At 38.7% G+C, this 20,011-nt stretch carries 18 protein-coding genes; 11 read left to right on the top strand and 7 right to left on the bottom strand.

All coding sequences use genetic code 11. The features are described from left to right. Positions 1-6 precede the first annotated feature (6 nt). Both GR160_RS02375 and GR160_RS02380 read right to left on the bottom strand, forming a co-directional pair. The gene (locus tag GR160_RS02375) at positions 7-1,380 is read right to left on the bottom strand and encodes an exonuclease domain-containing protein (protein ID WP_160748228.1); all 1,374 of its coding nucleotides are present in this window, start codon (positions 1,378-1,380) and stop codon (positions 7-9) included. A 126-nt stretch (positions 1,381-1,506) separates the two neighbouring features. Continuing rightward, positions 1,507-2,178: a YggS family pyridoxal phosphate-dependent enzyme gene (locus GR160_RS02380; RefSeq protein ID WP_160748229.1), complete on the bottom strand. Its 672-nt coding sequence runs from the start codon at positions 2,176-2,178 to the stop codon at positions 1,507-1,509. Positions 2,179-2,369: 191 nt separating this feature from the next. Between GR160_RS02380 and GR160_RS02385 the strand changes: the two genes are divergently transcribed. From GR160_RS02385 to GR160_RS02435, 11 genes are all read left to right on the top strand, one after another. Further along, on the top strand, positions 2,370-3,278 hold the full coding sequence (locus GR160_RS02385; RefSeq protein ID WP_160748230.1) for a TIGR01777 family oxidoreductase: 909 nt from the start codon (positions 2,370-2,372) through the stop codon (positions 3,276-3,278). Between the two features lie 176 nt (positions 3,279-3,454). Further along, entirely contained in the window at positions 3,455-4,018 is a 564-nt protein-coding gene (locus tag GR160_RS02390) for a nucleotide exchange factor GrpE (RefSeq protein WP_160748231.1), read from the top strand. Positions 4,019-4,041: 23 nt separating this feature from the next. Beyond that, positions 4,042-5,166 (top strand): molecular chaperone DnaJ, encoded by a 1,125-nt coding sequence (gene dnaJ, locus GR160_RS02395; RefSeq protein ID WP_160748232.1) that lies wholly within the window; start codon positions 4,042-4,044, stop codon positions 5,164-5,166. Positions 5,167-5,358: 192 nt separating this feature from the next. Continuing rightward, positions 5,359-6,288 (top strand): ABC transporter ATP-binding protein, encoded by a 930-nt coding sequence (locus GR160_RS02400; protein ID WP_160748233.1) that lies wholly within the window; start codon positions 5,359-5,361, stop codon positions 6,286-6,288. Continuing rightward, entirely contained in the window at positions 6,285-7,586 is a 1,302-nt protein-coding gene (locus GR160_RS02405; protein WP_160748971.1) for an ABC transporter permease, read from the top strand. The genes GR160_RS02400 and GR160_RS02405 overlap by 4 nt, the downstream gene beginning before the upstream one ends. Before the next feature lie 168 nt (positions 7,587-7,754). Then, positions 7,755-8,918, top strand: a complete 1,164-nt coding sequence (locus GR160_RS02410; RefSeq protein WP_160748234.1) for a sigma-54 dependent transcriptional regulator — start codon at positions 7,755-7,757, stop codon at positions 8,916-8,918. Positions 8,919-9,001: 83 nt separating this feature from the next. Next, positions 9,002-9,667, top strand: a complete 666-nt coding sequence (locus GR160_RS02415; protein WP_160748235.1) for a DEAD/DEAH box helicase — start codon at positions 9,002-9,004, stop codon at positions 9,665-9,667. A 2-nt stretch (positions 9,668-9,669) separates the two neighbouring features. Beyond that, a complete protein-coding gene (locus tag GR160_RS02420) occupies positions 9,670-9,888 on the top strand; it encodes a putative signal transducing protein (RefSeq protein WP_160748236.1) in 219 nt (72 codons plus the stop codon). A 125-nt stretch (positions 9,889-10,013) separates the two neighbouring features. Next, positions 10,014-10,532, top strand: coding sequence for a GNAT family N-acetyltransferase (locus GR160_RS02425; RefSeq protein WP_160748237.1), 519 nt, complete (start codon positions 10,014-10,016; stop codon positions 10,530-10,532). Next, on the top strand, positions 10,529-11,341 hold the full coding sequence (locus GR160_RS02430; RefSeq protein ID WP_160748238.1) for an alpha/beta hydrolase: 813 nt from the start codon (positions 10,529-10,531) through the stop codon (positions 11,339-11,341). The genes GR160_RS02425 and GR160_RS02430 overlap by 4 nt, the downstream gene beginning before the upstream one ends. Before the next feature lie 248 nt (positions 11,342-11,589). Beyond that, positions 11,590-12,618, top strand: coding sequence for a LacI family DNA-binding transcriptional regulator (locus GR160_RS02435; protein ID WP_160748239.1), 1,029 nt, complete (start codon positions 11,590-11,592; stop codon positions 12,616-12,618). A 16-nt stretch (positions 12,619-12,634) separates the two neighbouring features. On the opposite strand, the gene GR160_RS02440 is transcribed toward GR160_RS02435, so the two are convergent. The 5 genes from GR160_RS02440 to uxaC all read right to left on the bottom strand — a co-directional run bounded on the left by GR160_RS02440 (position 12,635) and on the right by uxaC (position 19,857). Then, positions 12,635-14,248, bottom strand: a complete 1,614-nt coding sequence (locus GR160_RS02440) for a UxaA family hydrolase (RefSeq protein WP_160748240.1) — start codon at positions 14,246-14,248, stop codon at positions 12,635-12,637. 17 nt (positions 14,249-14,265) lie between these two features. Further along, positions 14,266-15,726 carry a tagaturonate reductase gene (locus GR160_RS02445; RefSeq protein ID WP_160748241.1) on the bottom strand — a complete coding sequence of 487 codons (1,461 nt, stop codon included), beginning with the start codon at positions 15,724-15,726 and terminating at the stop codon, positions 14,266-14,268. Between the two features lie 8 nt (positions 15,727-15,734). Further along, positions 15,735-17,267, bottom strand: coding sequence for an MFS transporter (locus GR160_RS02450; RefSeq protein WP_160748242.1), 1,533 nt, complete (start codon positions 17,265-17,267; stop codon positions 15,735-15,737). A 161-nt stretch (positions 17,268-17,428) separates the two neighbouring features. Next, positions 17,429-18,448 carry a sugar kinase gene (locus tag GR160_RS02455; protein ID WP_160748243.1) on the bottom strand — a complete coding sequence of 340 codons (1,020 nt, stop codon included), beginning with the start codon at positions 18,446-18,448 and terminating at the stop codon, positions 17,429-17,431. 5 nt (positions 18,449-18,453) lie between these two features. Further along, complete coding sequence (uxaC, locus tag GR160_RS02460; RefSeq protein ID WP_160748244.1) at positions 18,454-19,857, bottom strand: glucuronate isomerase; 1,404 nt, start codon at positions 19,855-19,857, stop codon at positions 18,454-18,456. Positions 19,858-20,011 lie beyond the last annotated feature (154 nt).

A 20,011-nucleotide genomic window follows, 5' to 3' on the forward strand; every position in this document is an offset into this window, starting at 1 on the left:
AATCCGTTAAAAACGTAAAATTTTTAAACCTTTCTTTTTACGGATGTATTCCTGTATAATTTTTTTTGCATCCTTATTGTTTTCCATTGGCACAAGGATGTTTTTAAGTATAGCAATATTATTTATTTGATAGTTAAGGTTATAAAAAGCATAGCCTTTATAAATACCGTTCTCTATAAGCACGGCACTGCGTTCGTTTACAGTGCGTCCACTGTCAATAACGATCATGGTTTGTCCATAAAAACTATTATTGTTTATAAATTCTGTAACACGTTGGTTGTAATCTGTTGTGCTTTCTTTGCCAATACAACCGCCATTGCAACTTCCGGTTTCAAAAGGAAAGCAATTTTGTTTTGCAGACGGATCTATACCATTTATTTTTTGACATAGGTTGTATTTGTTGGTAATGCGCAACAAGGCCGCTTTACCCTCAGCAATGCCTGCAAACGATATTATTTCCTTTTTGCGGCCATCAGTTTTGCTAAGTACAAGGCTAAGATATCCTTCGGGATTTTTAACGGCATATAGCGAAAAAGGGAAGATAACTTTCTTTTGTGATCGGTTAAGCTGTGGCTGATTTACCTTGATCTCCTGGCATTCTTTTAGTAGGGCAATCAGTTCGCTTCCCGTTTCTTCATAGGTAACGGTAAAGGCATCACGCTGTATGCGTTTAGATTTTCTTGACATGCCCGTAAAATGCTGGTTTACCCTTTTTTTTATATTCCTGCTTTTGCCAAGATAAATAAGAGTACCGTTTTCTTTATAGATATAATAAAGTCCAGTAATAGCAGGTATGCTTTCCAGCAGGTCTTTCAGTTTGGCAGGCATAATACCCTTTTTCTGGAAGGTTTCGGTTTTAATCAGACCTTTTACAATTTCTTTCTCAACATCTTTAGAAAGCAAAAGTTTAAACAGTTGCACGGTAGCAAGGGCATCTCCGGTAGCACGATGCCTGTCGCTCATAGGTATGCCAAGCGCACGTACTAACTTACCCAAACTGTGCGATGGTTGCTCAGGCAATAGCTTTTGACTTAGCTCTACAGTGCAAAGCGTTTGCCTTTCAAATTCGTAGCCAAGGTTCTTAAATTCGGTACGCAATACCCTGTAATCAAACTGGGCGTTATGAGCCACAAGTATGCAGCCTTCGGTAATTTCTATAATGCGCTTGGCAACCTCATAAAATTTTGGGGCACTGCGCAACATGGCATTGTTAATTCCGGTAAGTTTTACTACGAAGGGCTGTATTTCTTTTTCAGGGTTTACAAGGCTAATAAACTGGTCGGTAACTTCGTGTCCGTCAAATTTATATATGGCAATCTCGGTAATTCCTTCTTCATTAAATTGTCCGCCGGTAGTTTCTATATCAAGTATTGCGTACATATATGCCCACTAACCCTAAAGGGTAAATTAGATGGTAAATTTTAATAGTTTTTTATTATCTCACACAAATATACTAATATTAGTTATATCTGTCTAAGGATAACATCTTAATGAGTTTTGAGTGTTTTACCTGCTGCCAAAAATACTGCTGCCAATCCTTACCATATTGCTGCCGCAGTTTATAGCAATTTTATAATCGCCGCTCATTCCCATAGACAAGGTTTCGGGCTTAAGATTTAAGGTTTGTTTTAAAAATTCTGACCCTTTGAGCCGGTCGAAAATAGTTTTAAGGTGGGTAAACTCTTTGGAAATCTGTGTTTCATCATCTGTAAAAGTAGCCATGCCCATTAGCCCTTTTATCTTAATGTTCTCCATCTGTTTAAATTCTTCAGATGATATGAGATCATTAAGCTCCTGTTCGTTGATGCCAAATTTTGTTTCTTCTTCAGCAATATGAATTTGCAACAGGCAGTCAATAACCCTGCGGTATCTTTTAGCCTGTCTGTTTATTTCTGTTAAAAGTTTCAAACTGTCTACTCCATGCACCAGGCTCACAAATGGAGCCATATATTTTACTTTATTGCTCTGTACATGGCCAATCATATGCCATTGTATGTCTTTTGGTAAAAGCTGCCATTTTTCGGTCATTTCCTGTATTTTATTTTCACCAAAAATGCGCTGTCCGGCATTGTAAGCCTCCTGTAAATCAGATACAGGTTTAGTTTTGCTGACTGCCACAAGTGTTACATGTTCGGGCAGCCCCTCTTTTATATCGATAAGATTTTGTTGTATAGACATTATTCTCTTTTATAAAGTAACCTAGGTTTAATTGCCAAAAATAGCAAAAACTTTTTGGTTAGGTTTTTTACACTAATGCCTGACGTAAAATTTAGGCTTTGAGCTACTAATAAGTCATAAACTTACGTTAAACGATTAATCATAAAATAAATATTTGACCATACTACTGTAAATTTGTCAAAAATATAGATATGAAAGTTTTAATTACCGGAGCCACAGGGCTTGTTGGGAACGAACTGGTGTCACTGCTTTTAAAGAACGGAATTCATATAAATTACCTTACTACATCTAACGATAAATTGCAAAAAGAAGAAAACTACCATGGTTTTCTATGGAACCCCAAATTGGGAGAAATAGATGAAAATTGTATAGATGGAGTAGATGCGGTTATACATTTGGCAGGTGCAAATATTTCTAAACGTTGGACCCCGTCTTATAAAGAAGAGATTATAGAAAGTCGTGTGCTGAGCACTAACCTGTTGTATAAATTATTAAAAAATACACCAAACAGTGTGCATCAGTTTATTGGCGCATCGGCTACGGGTATATATCCTGACAGCTTAACTAAGGTCTATTCTGAGGAAAGTAAAGAAACAGACAATTCTTTCCTTAGCAACGTAGTTCAAAAGTGGGAAGCTTCCGAAGACCTTATTGCCAAGCTTGGCATTAAAGTGGCGAAGATTAGAACAGGTTTGGTGCTATCGGGCAAAGGGGGAGTGCTTAAAGAAATGGCAGCACCAACAAAATTAGGTTTTGGTACCGCATTTGGCAGTGGCAGACAGATGCAGGCATGGATACATATTTCAGACCTTGTTGGTATATACACTTATGTGCTAAAAAACGAACTTGAAGGCGTTTTTAATGCCGTAGCACCACATCCTGTAAACCAAAACGAATTGGCTAAAACCATAGCTAAAGTGTTAGATAAGCCTTATTTTATGCCTAATGTTCCTGCATTTGCAATAGATTTTGCATTGGGTGAAATGAGTACATTGGTGCTTTCCAGCCAAAATGTTAGTGCAAAAAAAATAATAGGAGAGGGATATCAGTTTAAATACCTTTCCCTCGAAAAGGCCATAATAAATGCTCTTAAAAACTAACCGCTGTCAGGCGGTTTTTTTGTTTATATACCTTAACGCAATCTATTATCTATCATCCAAAGTCTTCCTGTCTTATTTTGTGACAATTTGGCACAAAATATATTTTGGCAATACTTTTGCAATTCGCTTTAGCGACCATACAGCAAAAAGTAATGTTTAAAAAAATATTTAAAAATATGAGCCAGGAGAATTCTGAAAAAGTTGAGAAAGAAGTAACACAGGATGAGGTTATTAACCAAACCGCTGCCGAAGCAAAGACCGAAGAGGGAATTCCATCTGCAGAGGAACTTACCGAAGAGCAAAAGCTAAGGGAAGATCTTGCTGCTGAGAAAGATAAGTTTTTACGCCTGTTTGCCGAATTTGAAAACTATAAAAAGAGGACCTCTAAAGAAAGGCTTGACCTTTTTAAAACGGCTAATCAGGAAGTATTGCAGGTCATGTTGCCTGTACTTGACGATTTTGACAGGGCTTTGGCACAAATTGCCAAAAGCGAAGATGATGTTCTTTTTAAAGGTGTAGAACTTATACACAACAAACTTAAAGATACTCTTGTGTCTAAAGGACTTGAGCAGGTAGAACTTAAGGCAGGCGATGCTTTTAATGCAGATTTTGCCGAGGCTATTACTTCGATACCGGCACCTAGCGATGATCTTAAAGGCAAGATAGTTGATGTAGTGGAGAAAGGTTATAAACTGGGCGACAAAATTATACGTTTCCCTAAAGTGGTGTTAGGTAATTAATTGCTGCGTAAAGAATAGGCGAAATGAAAAAAGATTATTACGAAATATTAGGTATAGATAAAGGTGCAACGGCAGAGCAAATTAAAAAAGCTTACCGTAAAAAGGCTATTGAATTTCACCCTGATAAAAACCCGGGAAACAAAGAAGCAGAAGAAAACTTTAAACTTGCTGCAGAGGCTTATGAAGTTTTGAGCGATGCCAATAAAAAAGCTAAATATGACCAATACGGTCATGCTGCTTTTGATGGTCCGGGCGGTGGCGGCGGTTTTGGCGGCGGCCACATGAATATGGATGACATATTCAGCCAGTTTGGCGACATCTTTGGTGGCGGCGGTTTTGGTGGCTTTGGAGGTTTTGGCGGTGGCGGAGGCCAACGCAGAATGAAAGGCAGCAACCTACGCATAAAAGTAAAGCTTACGCTTGATGAAATTGCCAATGGTGTAGAAAAGAAAGTAAAAGTAAAACGTAAAGTTCAGGCTAAGGGTGTTAGTTTTAAAACCTGTCCTACCTGTAATGGGTCAGGTCAGGTAATGAAGGTAACCAACACCATACTGGGCAGGATGCAAACAGCATCTACCTGCCATAGCTGTGGCGGTACGGGCCAAATAATAGAGTCTAAACCTAATCATGCTGATGCTCAGGGTATGATAATGGAAGATGAAACGGTATCGATCAAAATACCAGCGGGTGTTGCCGATGGTATGCAGTTAAAAGTTAGCGGTAAAGGTAACGATGCTCCGGGCAACAACAGCGTTCCGGGCGACCTTATTGTGGCGATAGAAGAAGTAGAGCACGATACTCTTAAGCGTGAGGGCGAAAACCTGCACCTTGATCTGTATATTAGTTTTGCCGAGGCTGCACTTGGAACTTCTAAAGATATAGAGACCGTTACCGGAAAAGTAAGGATAAAACTGGAAGAAGGTATTCAAAGCGGTAAGATATTGAGGCTTAAAGGCAAAGGAATTCCAAGCCTTAACAGCTATGGCAGTGGCGACCTTTTAGTGCACGTAAATGTTTGGACACCAAAGACTCTAACTAAAGAACAACGTCAGTTTTTTGAGAAATCTCTTACAGACGACAATTTTATTCCGCATCCTGAGAAATCAGAGAAATCTTTTTTTGAAAAAGTTAAAGATATGTTTTCATAATTTAAGAAAACTTTATATATTTGATACTCACTATTCACTTAGTGAATTTTTCTTTTTCATAGCAATTTTTCCCTCCCTTATGCAAATAAGGGAGGGTTTTTTTATTTTGTACATTTTGCAGAGGTTTAAATTGTAACATTTTTAAAAATTTTGCGCCATATATCTGTATTTTTACACTCACAAAATTATTGAATGGAACCAATACTCAAAGTAAAGAACGTAGTTAAGCAGTATGGTAATTATACAGCTTTAAACAGCGTTTCGCTTAGCGTGCCCAAGGGCAGTATTTACGGGCTTCTTGGCCCAAACGGTGCAGGCAAGACCTCGCTTATCCGCATCATAAATCAAATAACCATGCCTGATGGTGGCGAAGTACTGCTCGACGGTGAAAAGCTAAACCCGTCTCACATATCGCACATTGGCTATATGCCCGAAGAAAGAGGGCTTTATAAAACCATGAAGGTAGGTGAGCAGGCACTGTACCTTGCTCAGCTTAAAGGCCTGTCTAAAAAGGAGGCTAAAGAACAATTGGAATACTGGTTTGAAAAGCTTGAAATTCAGGGCTGGTGGAATAAAAAAATACAGGAGCTGTCTAAAGGCATGGCACAAAAAATACAGTTTGTGGTAACGGTGCTGCACCAGCCTAAGCTGCTAATATTGGATGAGCCTTTTAGCGGTTTCGACCCGGTTAATGCCAATATTATTAAAGATGAAATAATGGAGCTGCGCGATAAGGGCACTACCATAATATTTTCTACGCACCGCATGGAGAGCGTTGAAGATATGTGCGACCACATTGCGCTTATCCATAAATCGAATAAACTTATAGAGGGCGAGCTTCAGGCTGTTAAACGCCGTTACCGCACCAATACTTTTGAGGTGGGTATTGTGCCTAAGAACCTGCAACAATTACTGGCCGATATTAGCCTGAGATACAATACACGCCAGGCAAATTTTAAAACCCTTGATGACGAACTTAAGCTGGAAGTAGCTTTATCTGAAGGGCAAAGCTCTCGCGATTTGCTGCAATACCTGTTGCAATATGGCAGTGTGACCTACTTTGTAGAAAAAATACCAAGTGTAAACGACATATTTATAGAAACCGTAAGCCAAAAGAAATAATGAGCCTGTCTTTAATTATAAAAAGAGAATTTAACGCCAAGGTGCGAAACAAGTCGTTTATAGTAATGACGTTTTTAAGTCCCATACTTTTTGTAGGGATGGCTGTGCTCGTGGGCTATCTGGCCAATATTAATGGCGAGGAAGTTGTTAAAATCGCAGTACACGATGAAGGCAGTATGTTGGTCAACAACTTTAAGAGCGATAAAAAGACGGCCTATACCAACCTGTCTCAACTTCCATTAGCAGCTGCTAAAGAAAAGGCCGCTGAGAGTTATGAAGGGCTTATTTATGTGCCAAAAGTTGCCGACCCAAAAGAGTTGCTGCACAAAGTAGAATATATTTCTAACGAAAGCCCATCGATGGAGTTTGTTGGAGGTATAGAAGATGTGGTAAATGATAAACTTACTAAATATAATCTTGAAAAGGCAGGCATAGACTATAAAAAAATAGAAGAAGCCAAAACAAAAGCCGACGTTAGACTAAGCAAGTTTAGTGGTGAGGAAAGCCTGCGTTGGTTAAATGAGATAAAGATAGGTATTGGTTTCGCCTTTGGCTATCTTATCATGATGTTTATAATTATTTATGGCAATATGGTAATGCGCAGTGTTATCGAGGAAAAAACCAACCGTATTATAGAAATCATCATATCATCGGTTAAGCCGTTTCAGCTTATGATGGGCAAAATTGTAGGCACTTCACTGGCAGGAATTTTACAGTTCGCTATTTGGGCTGTATTGGGAGGCATTTTGTTTTTTGTAGCCAGCAGTATTTTCGGATTACAAATGGGGGCTGCGTCTAAAGTAACCCCGGAAATGATGGAAGCCGGAAAGAACTCTATGGGACAGTTACAGGGGTATATTAACGAAATATTTGCAATGCCTTGGGGAACAATGCTGCTCTCGTTCCTGTTGTTTTTTATAGGAGGATTCTTTTTGTACAGCTCTATCTATGCTTCAATAGGGGCAGCTGTAGACAGCGAGACTGACTCGCAGCAATTCCTTTTGCCAATAATCCTGCCGTTAATGCTTGGGGTTTATGTAGGTTTTTTTACTGTTATAAACGATCCACACGGCACCGTGGCAACAGTTTTCAGTATGATACCGCTAACATCGCCAATTGTAATGATGATGCGCATACCGTTTGGAGTGCCGCTTTGGCAAATAATTGTCTCTATGGCAATACTGTTTGCAACTTTCTTTGGGGTGGTTTGGTTTGCTGCAAAAATTTACCGTATTGGTATTCTTATGTATGGTAAAAAGCCCACATATAAAGAGATATTTAAATGGCTTAAATATTAAGTTTACAGTTGCAGTCGCAGTTTACAGATTGAAGTGCTGTAAATAAATAATTTACGTTAAAACTTTTACAGCTTGTTTGTTATCTGTAGAAGGAATTACTAATTTAGGAAATCATGATTGTTTGGCATTCCCAACAATCTAATATCCGGCAATCTAAATAATCTAAAAATGCCCAAAATACTTGTTATAGAAGACGAAGCCGCAATCCGCCGTGTACTTGGAAAGATACTTAGGGAAGAAAGCGATACCTACAGTGTTGATGAAGCCGAGGACGGGGTGCAGGGACTTGAGAAAATAAAAACCGATGATTATGATTTGGTGCTTTGTGATATAAAAATGCCCAAAATGGATGGTGTTGAGGTGCTTGAAGCCGTTAAGAAACTAAAGCCTGAAATTCCGGTTATAATGATATCCGGTCATGGCGATTTAGAAACTGCTATAAATACCATGCGTTTAGGGGCATTCGATTATATATCCAAGCCACCAGATCTTAACCGTTTGCTCAACACAGTGCGCAATGCTTTAGACCGTAAAGTGCTTGTTGTAGAGAATAAGATGCTGAAAAAAAAAGTAAGCAAAAGCTATGAAATGGTAGGCGATAGCGAGCCTATTAACCACATAAAGCAGATTATAGAAAAAGTAGCCCCTACGGATGCGCGTGTGCTTATAACCGGGCCTAACGGTACAGGAAAGGAGTTGGTAGCGCATTGGCTTCACGAAAAAAGCGAACGTGCAGCAGCCCCTTTTATAGAGGTTAACTGCGCGGCCATACCCAGCGAGCTTATTGAGAGCGAGCTTTTTGGGCATGTTAAGGGAGCTTTTACCAGTGCGGTAAAAGACCGTGCAGGTAAGTTTGAAGCTGCTGATAAGGGCACTATTTTTTTAGATGAAATTGGCGATATGAGTATGCCAGCCCAGGCAAAAGTACTACGTGCTTTACAGGAAAACATGATACAGCGTGTGGGGGCCGAAAAAGATATAAAAGTAGATGTGCGTGTAGTGGCGGCTACTAACAAGGACCTCAAAAAAGAAATTGCTGAAGGTCGTTTTAGGGAAGATCTTTACCACCGTCTTGCTGTGATCTTAGTTAAAGTTCCGGCTCTAAATGACAGGCGTGATGATATTCCGTTACTGATAGAGCATTTTACCGAAAAAATAGCTGCCGACCAGGGAACGGTACAAAAACGTTTCTCATCAGATGCTGTTAAGCTGCTACAGGAGTATGATTGGACAGGTAACATTCGTGAACTGCGCAATGTGGTAGAGCGTCTGATTATTTTGGGTGGAAACGAAATATCTGAAACTGACGTAAGGCTTTTTGCAAGTAAATAATTTTTTATAAGCTACAAATTGTACGGATTTTACTAATTAGCGATTAGTGTAAAGTAGTGTGCTTCGTGGCTAAAACATCAACAATGAAATTAAAAAAAATAAATCCGGGGTTGGCAGAAGCGCTTGCTGAGGCAGGTTTTACAGAGCCTACAGACCTTCAGAAAGAAACTTTTGGCACCCTGAAAAGCGGTGCTGATTGTGTTATTGGTGCCTCAAAGGAAGAGGGCAAAACAACAGCTATTGTTATAAATGTAATACAAAAACTTGATAAGGCTTTTCAGCAGTCGCCACGTGCTCTTATAGTTGTGGAAACCAAAGAAAAAATGCTGGAAGTATTACAACTTTTCAGAGATTTTGGACAGCATACCGATTTAAGGGTGTATGGTGTTCATGACAAAGGCGATATTGATTATGATAAAAACCAAATATCGGTAGGCATAGATGTGCTTGTAGGAACGGTTAACAGGCTTGGAGATATGTTTTCATCGGCAGGTTTTGATGTGAACCAGCTAAAAATGTTTGTAGTTGATGATACGGAAACGTTGCTAAAACACAGACTTGAGCCCAAAATAGCCCGTATTAGCAACAGTATTGCTAAAACGCAACGCATTTTCTTTACGGATGTAATTACTGAACGGGTAGAATTGCTTGCCGATCGACTGATGATAGAGCCTGTATTTTTTGAGTTTGACGATCTTGAAGAAGAGAAAGAAGAATATGAGGATGAAGAAACTAACGAAACAGAATAACTATGGCGCTTAAAAAAGTATTTTCGGGTAGCGAGATATTGGCGCAGGCACTACAGGCACGGCTTGCTACTTTGGGTATTGATGCCATGATAAAAAACAACATACAAAGCGCGCGAATGGCCGGGTTTGGCGATATTGGTATGGCTGCCGAAGTTTTTATAGATGAATATTTTATGGAAAAAGCTGAGCCTATTATTACAGCTTTTAAAATGGGGGAATAGTTACCACAATTAAGAGTGAAATATAATCTCTATGGCATAAATTTTTTAGTCCAATGCCCTCTGTTTCCTGAGCTGGTTTTCCTTTAGAAACAATTTTTTAAATAATTATACAATCAATATTATAGATGCTTCAGTCAGCACGCCTCATCTATCGTGAACTTTTGCCATCTGATGATGTGGCAATGTTTGAATTAGATTCTAATCCAAACGTACATCGTTATTTGGGTAATAATCCCGTTACAGATATTGAGCAAAGCCGCGCTGTAATTGCTTTTATTAGACAGCAATATATAACTAACGGGGTTGGACGCATGGCTGTTATTCTAAAAGATACTGGCGAATTTATTGGCTGGGCCGGATTAAAACTGGAAAGTAATGTTAACGGTCATGATAAGTTTTATGATGTAGGTTATCGTTTTATAGAACGGTTTTGGGGCAACGGCTATGCTACTGAGGCGGCTATTTTCTTTGTAAATTATGGCTTTGAAGCATTAAAGCTTGATAAAATCAATGCAAGTGCATTATCAGATAATATTGGTTCGGTAAAAGCATTACAAAATGCAGGGTTACGGTTTGTAGAAACTTATGATTATAAAGGTGAGGAAGCAATGTGGTTAGAAATAGTAAACCCTGACCGGATATGAAAAAGTGGTTGAGGAGATTTGTTATAGCTGTTTGTTTTTGCATTGGTTTGCACCTGATTGCCCTGGTATTTTTGTATTTTAAACAGGAAAAATTTCTTTTTCATCCTGAAGTACTTGCTAAGGACTATAAGTTTGAGTTTCCCGGTAATTATGAGGAAGTTTATATTCCGGTAGATAAAGGTGTAAATTTACATGGAATACTTTTTAAAGCTCAAAACCCTAAAGGTCTGGTATTTTACCTGCACGGTAACGGAGGGTCGGTAGGAGGGCGAGGCGTTGGCAATGAAATTTATACTGATCTGGGTTACGATCTTTTTATACTTGATTATCGTGGCTATGGCAAAAGTGGAGGGCACATACAGAATGAAGATCAGTTGGTTAACGATGTAAAAAAAGCATATAGTTATGTTCTCGGCTATTATCATTTTAAAGAAGATAATACTATTATAGCCGGGTATTCTATAGGTACGGGGCCGGCAACCTTGTTGGCCCAAAATAAGAATTGTAAGGCACTGATCCTGCAGGCACCTTATTATTCTCTTACCGCGTTGATTGATGAAAAGGTGCCTTTGGTGCCTGAATTTATTAAGAGATACAGGCTCGAAACCTATAAAAATTTAAAAAGCGTAAAAGCACCTGTTTATATTTTTCATGGAACAGATGATAAACTTATACCTTACAGCCATGCATTAAAGATCAGGGAATATAATAAAAAGGTCAGCGTAATTCCGCTTCCGGGTGCCGCACACAATGGCATGAACGAGAATGAACTTTTTAGAGAGAGTCTAAAAAACATACTGCTAAAATAAGCTTGTTTATAAAGTTGATTCAAACTGAAGCTTAGCTTAAAAAAATGTATTCAGGCCTACCAAAATCCGCAATAAATTACGTATCTTCACAGAGCACAAATACTTACTGTCTTATTGTAAATTGTATAATTATTAACTAAAATAAAGCTTTGATTGTTAGTGGTTTATTTGTTTTTAGCAAAGCGAACGCTTTAAATCTGAAATAAGAGATATTTAAACTGCTGATATTATTTTATAAAGTTTCCGGTATGGATAAAAAGAACATTACTATTTACGATATTTCAGAAAAACTTAATATAAGTGCGGCAACAGTTTCAAGGGCACTTAACGATGATCCTAAAGTGAGCCAGGCAACTAAGGAGTTGGTTTTAAAAACTGCTAAAGAAATGAACTATAAGCAGAATAAACTGGCTAAAGCCCTTAAGAGCGGGAGTACCAAAAATGTAGGTATCATAGTTCCGTACATCAACACAAACTTTTTCTCTTCGGTGATCAGAGGGGTAGAGGAGGAGCTTACCCCGCAGGGCTATCATGTAATTATATGCCAAAGTCATGAAGACTATTCTGTAGAGATCAAGCAACTTAATACACTGCTAAATGCTCAGGTAGATTGCATTTTTATGTCGCTTTCTAAAACTACATTGAACACTGATTATATTACAAGAGCTCTAAATACTAACAATACCCCTATAATATTCTTCGACAGGAAAAAAGATATTTCTGGTATAAGCTCTGTAACAATAGACGATTATAAAGGAGGATATCTTGCAACTGAGCATCTTATAAAACAAGGATGTAAGAACATTTGCCATTTTTCGGGTAATCATAACCTTGAAATTTATCAGCAAAGGTATAATGGCTATGCAGATGCTTTAAAAGCTTACGGACTTACACTTAAAGAAGATTATATTATAACCACTGCAAGTTCTATCGAATCGGGTGCCGATGCCGTTAGGAAATTATGGGATAGGGACGATGTTCCGGATGCTATATTTTCTTCGAGCGATTTCGCCGCATTGGGTGCCTGTAAAGAACTAAAAGCTAAAGGTATAAATATTCCGAATGAGGTAGCCGTTATAGGTTTCAGTAACGAGCCCTTTACAGAATATATGGAGATGCCAATGAGTTCAGTAGATCAAACACCTGTTTTGATGGGCAAAATGGCAGGACAGGTTTTTTTAGAGGGAATAAACGAAAGCAATTCGGGTATGAACATTCAAAAAAAGGTTGTGCTTAAACCCGAATTACTTATCAGAAAATCGTCCCTGAGAAAATAGTATTTTTACTGTAATTTTATAGTGAAATACCTCTCCTCCAGGGAATAAAATCGTTTTGATTTAATATTTTAGATTTGGTTACTACCTCTCCGCTGGCTACTTTAATTATATATTCAAGCAGCTCTTCGCCCATTTCTTCAATATTCTTTTGACCGCTAATAACCGGTCCGCAATCAAAATCAATAATATCCGGCATTCGTTCTACTAATGCTGTATTAGAGGATATTTTTATAACCGGCACTACTGGGTTACCTGTTGGTGTACCTAACCCTGTGGTAAACAGCACTACGTTTGCCCCCGAACCTCCCAAAGCAGTAGTACTTTCTACATCGTTACCAGGTGTGCAAAGCAGGTTGAGCCCAGGTCTTGTAATGTATTCTCCAAAGTCCAATACGGCATTAACAGGCGATGATCCTCCCTTTTTTGCTGCTCCGGCCGATTTCATGGCATCTGTAATAAGTCCGTCTTTTATATTTCCGGGAGATGGGTTCATATCAAATCCCGATCCGGCATCTATGGCAGACTGTTCATAAGCCTTCATGAGTGACAGGAATTTTTGCGCATCATTATTCTCTACACAACGGTTTACAATTTCCTGTTCTACACCACAAAGTTCAGGAAATTCAGATAAAATGCTCGTGCCTCCAAGGGCCGCTACCATATCTGATACATGCCCCAGAGCCGGGTTTGCAGAAATACCCGAAAAACCATCGCTGCCACCACACTCTAAACCAACACGCAACTTAGATAATGGGGCGGGTTTACGTTGGGTATCGTTGGCTTCTTTGAGTGCATTAAATGTATCTTTTATAATACCGTCCAGCATTTGGTCTACTGTGCCTGATTGTTGTTGATCGTAAATAATTATAGGTTTTTTATTATCCGGGCTAATAGCATTTAGTGCGTTCTTAAATATCTGAATCTGTAGGTTTTGGCAGCCTAAACTCAATACTGTTGCACCTGCCACATTAGGGTTTTTTACATACCCGGCCAACAGCTTAGCCAATGCCTCTGCATCCTGCCTGATGCCTCCGCACCCTCCCTGATGGGTTACAAACTTTACTTCAAGGTTTTTAAATACCCTTGTATCTTCTTCATTAACTACTGTTTCGGTTTCAGCCTTGTTTTGTACTAAAGATCGTAACAACAGCTGATGTTTGCTAACATGTTCGTGCAGCAACTCTTTCTCAAAAATATCTTTAAGTATTTCTATATTTCTGTTCTCGCAAAAAACCAACGGAAAGAACAGCCATGTGTTTGCAGTACCCACTTGCCCGTCTTCTCTGTGATACCCCATAAAAGTGCGTTCTTTCCACTTTTCAACATTAGGGGCATCCCAGTGTGTTGTTTCGGTCTTAGAAGTCACTTTTGCGCTTTGATGTACCACATTTTGTGTCGTTATAACATCGCCTTTGCCAATAAAAGTATTTGCTTTCCCCACCAAAATACCATACATAATTATCTCATCTCCGGCAGTAAGGTTCTGTAAGGCAAATTTATGTTTTGCCTGTATTGTATTTAAGATGTTATATTTTACATTATCTACTGCAACATTTTCTCCCTTATTAAGATTTACAAGAGCAACCGCAACGTTGTCTTTTGGATTTACTTTCAGTGCTTTATTTTGCATGGCTGTAAATGTTAAGTTTATTGCTTAATAAAATCCAGATAGGCTTGTTTGATGCCCTTGGTGTCTATTTCTTTCAAGGCAGTTGCAACGGCTTCTTTAAGTCCATCTATTTCTGTTAGGTCGGTTTCCCAAAATGAGGTATTGCTTAAAGCCAGCGTAGCTATTTTATTATAGTCTTTAGAGAGCCATATATATTTAAATATGTTTACAATGCTCTCTTCATCGCTAACAGGTAGGGTAGTGCCGTGCCAGTCTCCTTTGTAAAAGCGTATTAATGCAGCAAGTGCAAAGGTGAGATGGAGGGGTAACTTTTGTTCTTTTTCTACATATTGCAAAAGACTCGGTATTACCCTTACTTTAAATTTAGAAACTGAGTTTAATGCTATGCTTGAAAGCAGGTGCTTTACAAACGGATTCCTGAAACGATCAAAGGTTTCATTGGCAAAAGTTTCTACTTCATCTTTATTCATTTCGAGTGATGCAATAATTTCATCAAACACTACATTTTTAATGAATGCACCCGTAAATTCGTCGTCAACAGATTCTTTAACGGTTTCTTTTCCATATAGTATAGAAAAAGGAACCATAGCACTGTGCGCCCCATTCAGTATCCGCACTTTCATGGTGCGGTAGGGCTGAATATCGTCTACAACTAAAATTTGCTCGTTGAGTTTATGTAATGGAAGTTTTTGTTTCAGGGCTTCGCCTCCCTGTATTACCCAAAATAAAAATGCTTCAGATACTACCATCATTTTATCATCATAGTCCAGTTGCTCCTCATACACTTTTGCATCGTCTTTAGGATATCCAGGAACGATCCTGTCTACAAGTGTGTTATGAAAATAGTTGTGGTTTTGTATCCATTCGCTAAAGCCTTCTTCCAGTTTCCAAAGGGCAGCATATTTGAGGATATATTCTTTTAAAGTATCGGCATTGTTATTGATAAGTTCGCACGGAATGATAGTGAGTCCTTTGCTTTCTGCACCATTAAAATGCAGATAGCGTTTGTATAAAAAAGCGGTTACTTTGGCAGGAAAATTTATGTGAGGGCCACTTTCTAAACGGTCTTCGTCTCTGTCAAACACAATACCTGCCTCTGTGGTATTACTAAATAAAAACTGTAATTCTTCCTCTTCAGCTAAAGCTAAATAAGCATTGTAGTTGGTGTAAGGATTAACCGATTTTTGTATGGCAGATATTATCCTTTTTTCATCTACTATAGTGTCGTTCTTTATACCTCTTGTAAAAAGCGTATAAAGGTTTCCCTGCTCTTCCAGTTTATGTACAGATCCTCTTGGTGTAGGCTGTATGAGTGCTATTCCGGCATTGAAACCATGGTTCTCGTTAAGTGCATCTATAGTATAATCTACAAAGGCGCGCATAAAATTTCCTCCTCCAAATTGCAGGACCTTAATAGGCAGGTTTTTATTATAGCCTGTGGTTTCCCTGCTCAAACTCTTTTTTAGCTGATCTTCCATAGTTTAAATTAGTTAGTTATAACCTTATATTTTGGTACTAAAGCATTCATAACCACCCATGCAATTAAATAGGCAACGGCACATATTGAAAAGATTATCATATAGCCTGTATTTATACCATCTGATATTACTGCCCCGGATTTTTGAAGTCCTTCGAAAAAACCTTCCGGTAGACGGGCATCAGCATATTGCGGATATTTTTCAAGCAAAGGAACTCCGTCTATGGTTGTCCAGGCTTTGTGCGAATAATCGAATAAGACGCCCGAACCTTTGTTTATAAGAAAAGATCCTAATCCACCAGCCATACCGCCTATGCCTGTAATGGTTCCTATGGCCTTTTTAGGGAACATATCGCCTACAGTAGAGAATATGTTTGCCGACCAAGCCTGATGTGCAGCAAGTGCCACGCCAATGATAATAATAGGTATCCAATAATTTATAGAACCCAATGGTTGCGCTAAAAGCCCCAATAGCGGGAAGAAAGCAAAAATAAGCATGGCACGCATTCTGCCGGAATAAGGATTCATGCCAAGCTTGTCTACAAAGTAGGTGGGAAGCCAACCACCTATTATCGATAACAATGTAATTACATATAATATAAATAACGGGAAGGCACTTTGTGTACTATCCATTCCATAAACAGAGCTTAAGTAAGCAGGTGTCCAGAATAAAAAGAACCACCAAACACCATCGGTCATAAATTTACCAAACGCAAATGCCCAGGTTTGCTTATAGCTAAAGCATTTTTTGAATGAAAAATTTGTTTCGGGTTTGTTTTCCCCCGTAGTATTAAAAATGTCATCCTGATCCTGTTGTATATATTTTAATTCGGCTTCGTTAACTTTTGGATGTAGCTCAGGTTTTTTGAAATAAAATGTCCACAATCCCATCCAGACAAATCCTAAGCCACCGATTATAATAAAAGCCATTTCCCATCCCATTGCCTGAGCAATAAAAGGAATGGTAACGGGGGCGGCTAAAGCACCTACGGTTGCCCCTGCATTAAATATACTGGTTGCCAAAGCCCTGTCTTTTTTAGGAAAATATTCGGCAGTGGCTTTAATGGCAGCAGGAAAGTTGCCCGCTTCGCCCACGGCCAAAACAAGGCGGGCAAATATGAACAGCACCACGCTTACGTTTATAAGCCTTGAGATATCTTTAACCGTATGTAAAACCTCTTTAGACCCCGAAAAAGATACAAACCAATTACCTGTTAATATACCTGATGCTGCAATGCCGCAAAAAGCATGAAGGCATGCCCCGACAGACCAAATGCCTATAGCCCATAAAAATCCTTTTTTGGTTCCAAGCCAATCGATAAACTTACCAGCAAACAACATGCTTGCAGCATAAAATATAGAGAAGAGAGCTGTTATATTGCCATAGTCGTTATTATTCCAATGAAATTCTGGCGAAATAAAATCTTTCCATGTAAGCGATAATACCTGCCTGTCGAGATAGTTAATGGTTGTGGCAATAAAAAGTAAACCGCATATAGTCCATCTGAAATTGCTTGGCGTAGATAAATTCTGTGTATTCATTTTTAAAATCTTAGTGCGTTGTAAGGTGATTTTTTTTGATAGCTATTTTACTATATCGATTGCGAAATCCAACCAAAAGAGAAACTATTTTTATAATAATTTCTCAAATGCATTTTTATAGCTTTATGCCTTTTCATTCTTTTTTGACTTGCCTCTTTCCGTTATCTTTTTATCCTTCCTCCTGAACTACCGTTTACAAGTTCCAGTACTTCGTCTACTGTACACAGGTTTATATCTCCGTGTATGGTATGCTTAAGGGCGCAGGCAGCATTTGCAAAGCGTAAAGAAGCTTCGTCGTTATAAAACTGCAGGCCATAGATCAATCCGGCTGCGTAGGCATCTCCGGTACCAATACGGTCTACAACCTGGGTTATTTCAATTTCGTCGGTCTTATAATATGTAACACCATCCCAGGCCTGTGCATATATTTTTTGATGGTTTACACTATAGGCTACACGTACTTTGTCATACACCTTAGTAATGTTAGGGCAGGTAACCATCAATTGTTTTGCAGCATTTATAAAATCCTCATCGGTTTGAGTAAAATGAGTACCGAGTATTTCATTGATCTCGTTTACACCACCAATAAATGCAGTGCTCAGGCCAACCAGTTCTGTCAAAACCTCTTTTCCGTTGCGGCCATATTGCCATAAGTTGCTTCTGTAGGTAGGGTCGGTAGTAATAACAATTCCTTTATCAAGGGCTTTTATAAGTCCCTGTTTCAGGGTTTGATAGGCACCTTCGCTAAGGGCAGGGGTAATGCCTGTCCAGTGTAAGAGTGAGCAGCCGTTTAATATCTCGTCCCAGTCTGTTTGCTCAGGGCTAATATTGGCAAAGGCACCATGCAGGCGGTTGTAGGCAATCTGGCTGGCGCGAAAACCGCTTCCGGTTTCCATAAAATACAATCCTAACGGATGGTTTACTTTGTTTATATGAGATATATCTATGCCATATCCTTGCATACAGGCAAGGGCAGCATCGCCAACAAAATCGTTGCTGACATTGCTGACGTGCTTTACAGATAAGCCAAACTGAGACAAAGAGGCGGCAACATTCATCTCTGTACCGCCAAAAAAGAATTCGAGCTCTTTGCTTTGTTTCATTTTATTGCACCCCGGCGGATTAAGCCTCATTATTACCTCGCCAAAGGTTACTATTTTGCCTACTGTGTTATTTCTCATTATAATTACAGGTCAAAATATTGTTTAGCATTGCCATAAGAAATATCGGCAACCATTTTTCCAATCCATTCAATGTCCTGTGGCAGTTCTCCTGTAGCCATTTCCTGTCCAAGCAGGTTGCAAAGCACCCTCCTGAAATATTCGTGGCGCGGGAAAGAAAGGAAACTCCTTGAGTCAGTAAGCATACCCACAAAAGTACTTAAAAGCCCCATGTTGCTCAAGGCATTCAATTGCTTAATGATACCATCTTTTTGGTCAAGGAACCACCATCCTGAGCCATATTGTACTTTTCCTTTAATACTGCCGTCGTTAAAGTTTCCAATCATTGTGGCAAACAGTTCATTGTCTGCAGGATTTAAATTGTAAAGTATGGTTTTGGCAAGTTTATCTTTAGTATCTAATGTATTTAAAAAGTTGCTAAGTGTAACTGCCTGTTTATAATCGCCAATACTGTCCCATCCTGTGTCAGGGCCAAGAATGCTCAGCATACGAGCATTGTTGTTGCGCAATGCCCCAAGGTGAAACTGCTGTACCCAGCCAAATTTGTGGTATGTTTCTCCTAAGAACAATAAAACTGCGGTTTTAAACTTCTCTGCATCAGTATCAGATATGGTTTTTCCTGCAAGCTTGTTGCTAAAAATAGTGCTTATTTCCTGATCTGTAAATTCTGTAAAAGAAATGTAGTTCAATCCATGGTCAGACAGTTTGCAACCGTTAGCATCAAAATATTCTATGCGCTTGTGTAATGCATCGCAAAGGTCGTTATAAGAGTTTATGGCAACTCCGGCTGATTCGCCAAGTTTTGCTATATAATCAGTATAATCTTTATTATCAATTAAAATGGCTTTATCAGGGCGGAAAGAGGTACTCATTTTAATACCTGCACCACTTTTTGCAAAATCCTGATGGTAGTTTAGTGTATCAGTAGGGTCTTCAGTAGTACACACGGTTTCTACATTCATCATTTTTAAAAGTCCCCTGCACGATTTACCGGTTTGCTGAAGTTGCTGGCTTGCATCTTCAAAAATAGCAGCGGCATTACCTTCATTAAGAAAATCGTCTACACCAAAATAGCGTTTTAGCTCAAGGTGTGTCCAGTGGAACAAAGGGTTTCTTAGTGTATGTGGAACCGTTTTTGCCCATGCGGCAAATTTCTCACTATCGGCAGCATTACCTGTAATATATTTTTCGTTAATACCAAGAGTACGCATGGCACGCCATTTATAATGGTCGCCTGCAATCCATACCTGAGAGATGTTGTCAAACACTCTGTCTTCGGCTATATCTTTTGGCGATAAATGACAATGGTAGTCTATAATAGGCTGTTTTTCTGCATAATTAAAGTAAAGCTCTTCTGCATACTTATTAGACAGTAAAAAATTATCAGAAATCAGAGGTTTTTTAATCATTGTATTCATTATTGTTTTGTCATTTATCGTTGTTGTATTCTTCTTTATTACAAATTTTTAATATAACTAACTGATTAGTAGTTGATTTTTAATTATTATAAAAATTGTTTATTATAAAATATAATATCTCATGCAACAAATGTAATCGATTACA

The sequence above is a fragment of the Flavobacterium sp. Sd200 genome, assembly GCF_009826935.1.
GTDB lineage: Bacteria > Bacteroidota > Bacteroidia > Flavobacteriales > Flavobacteriaceae > Flavobacterium.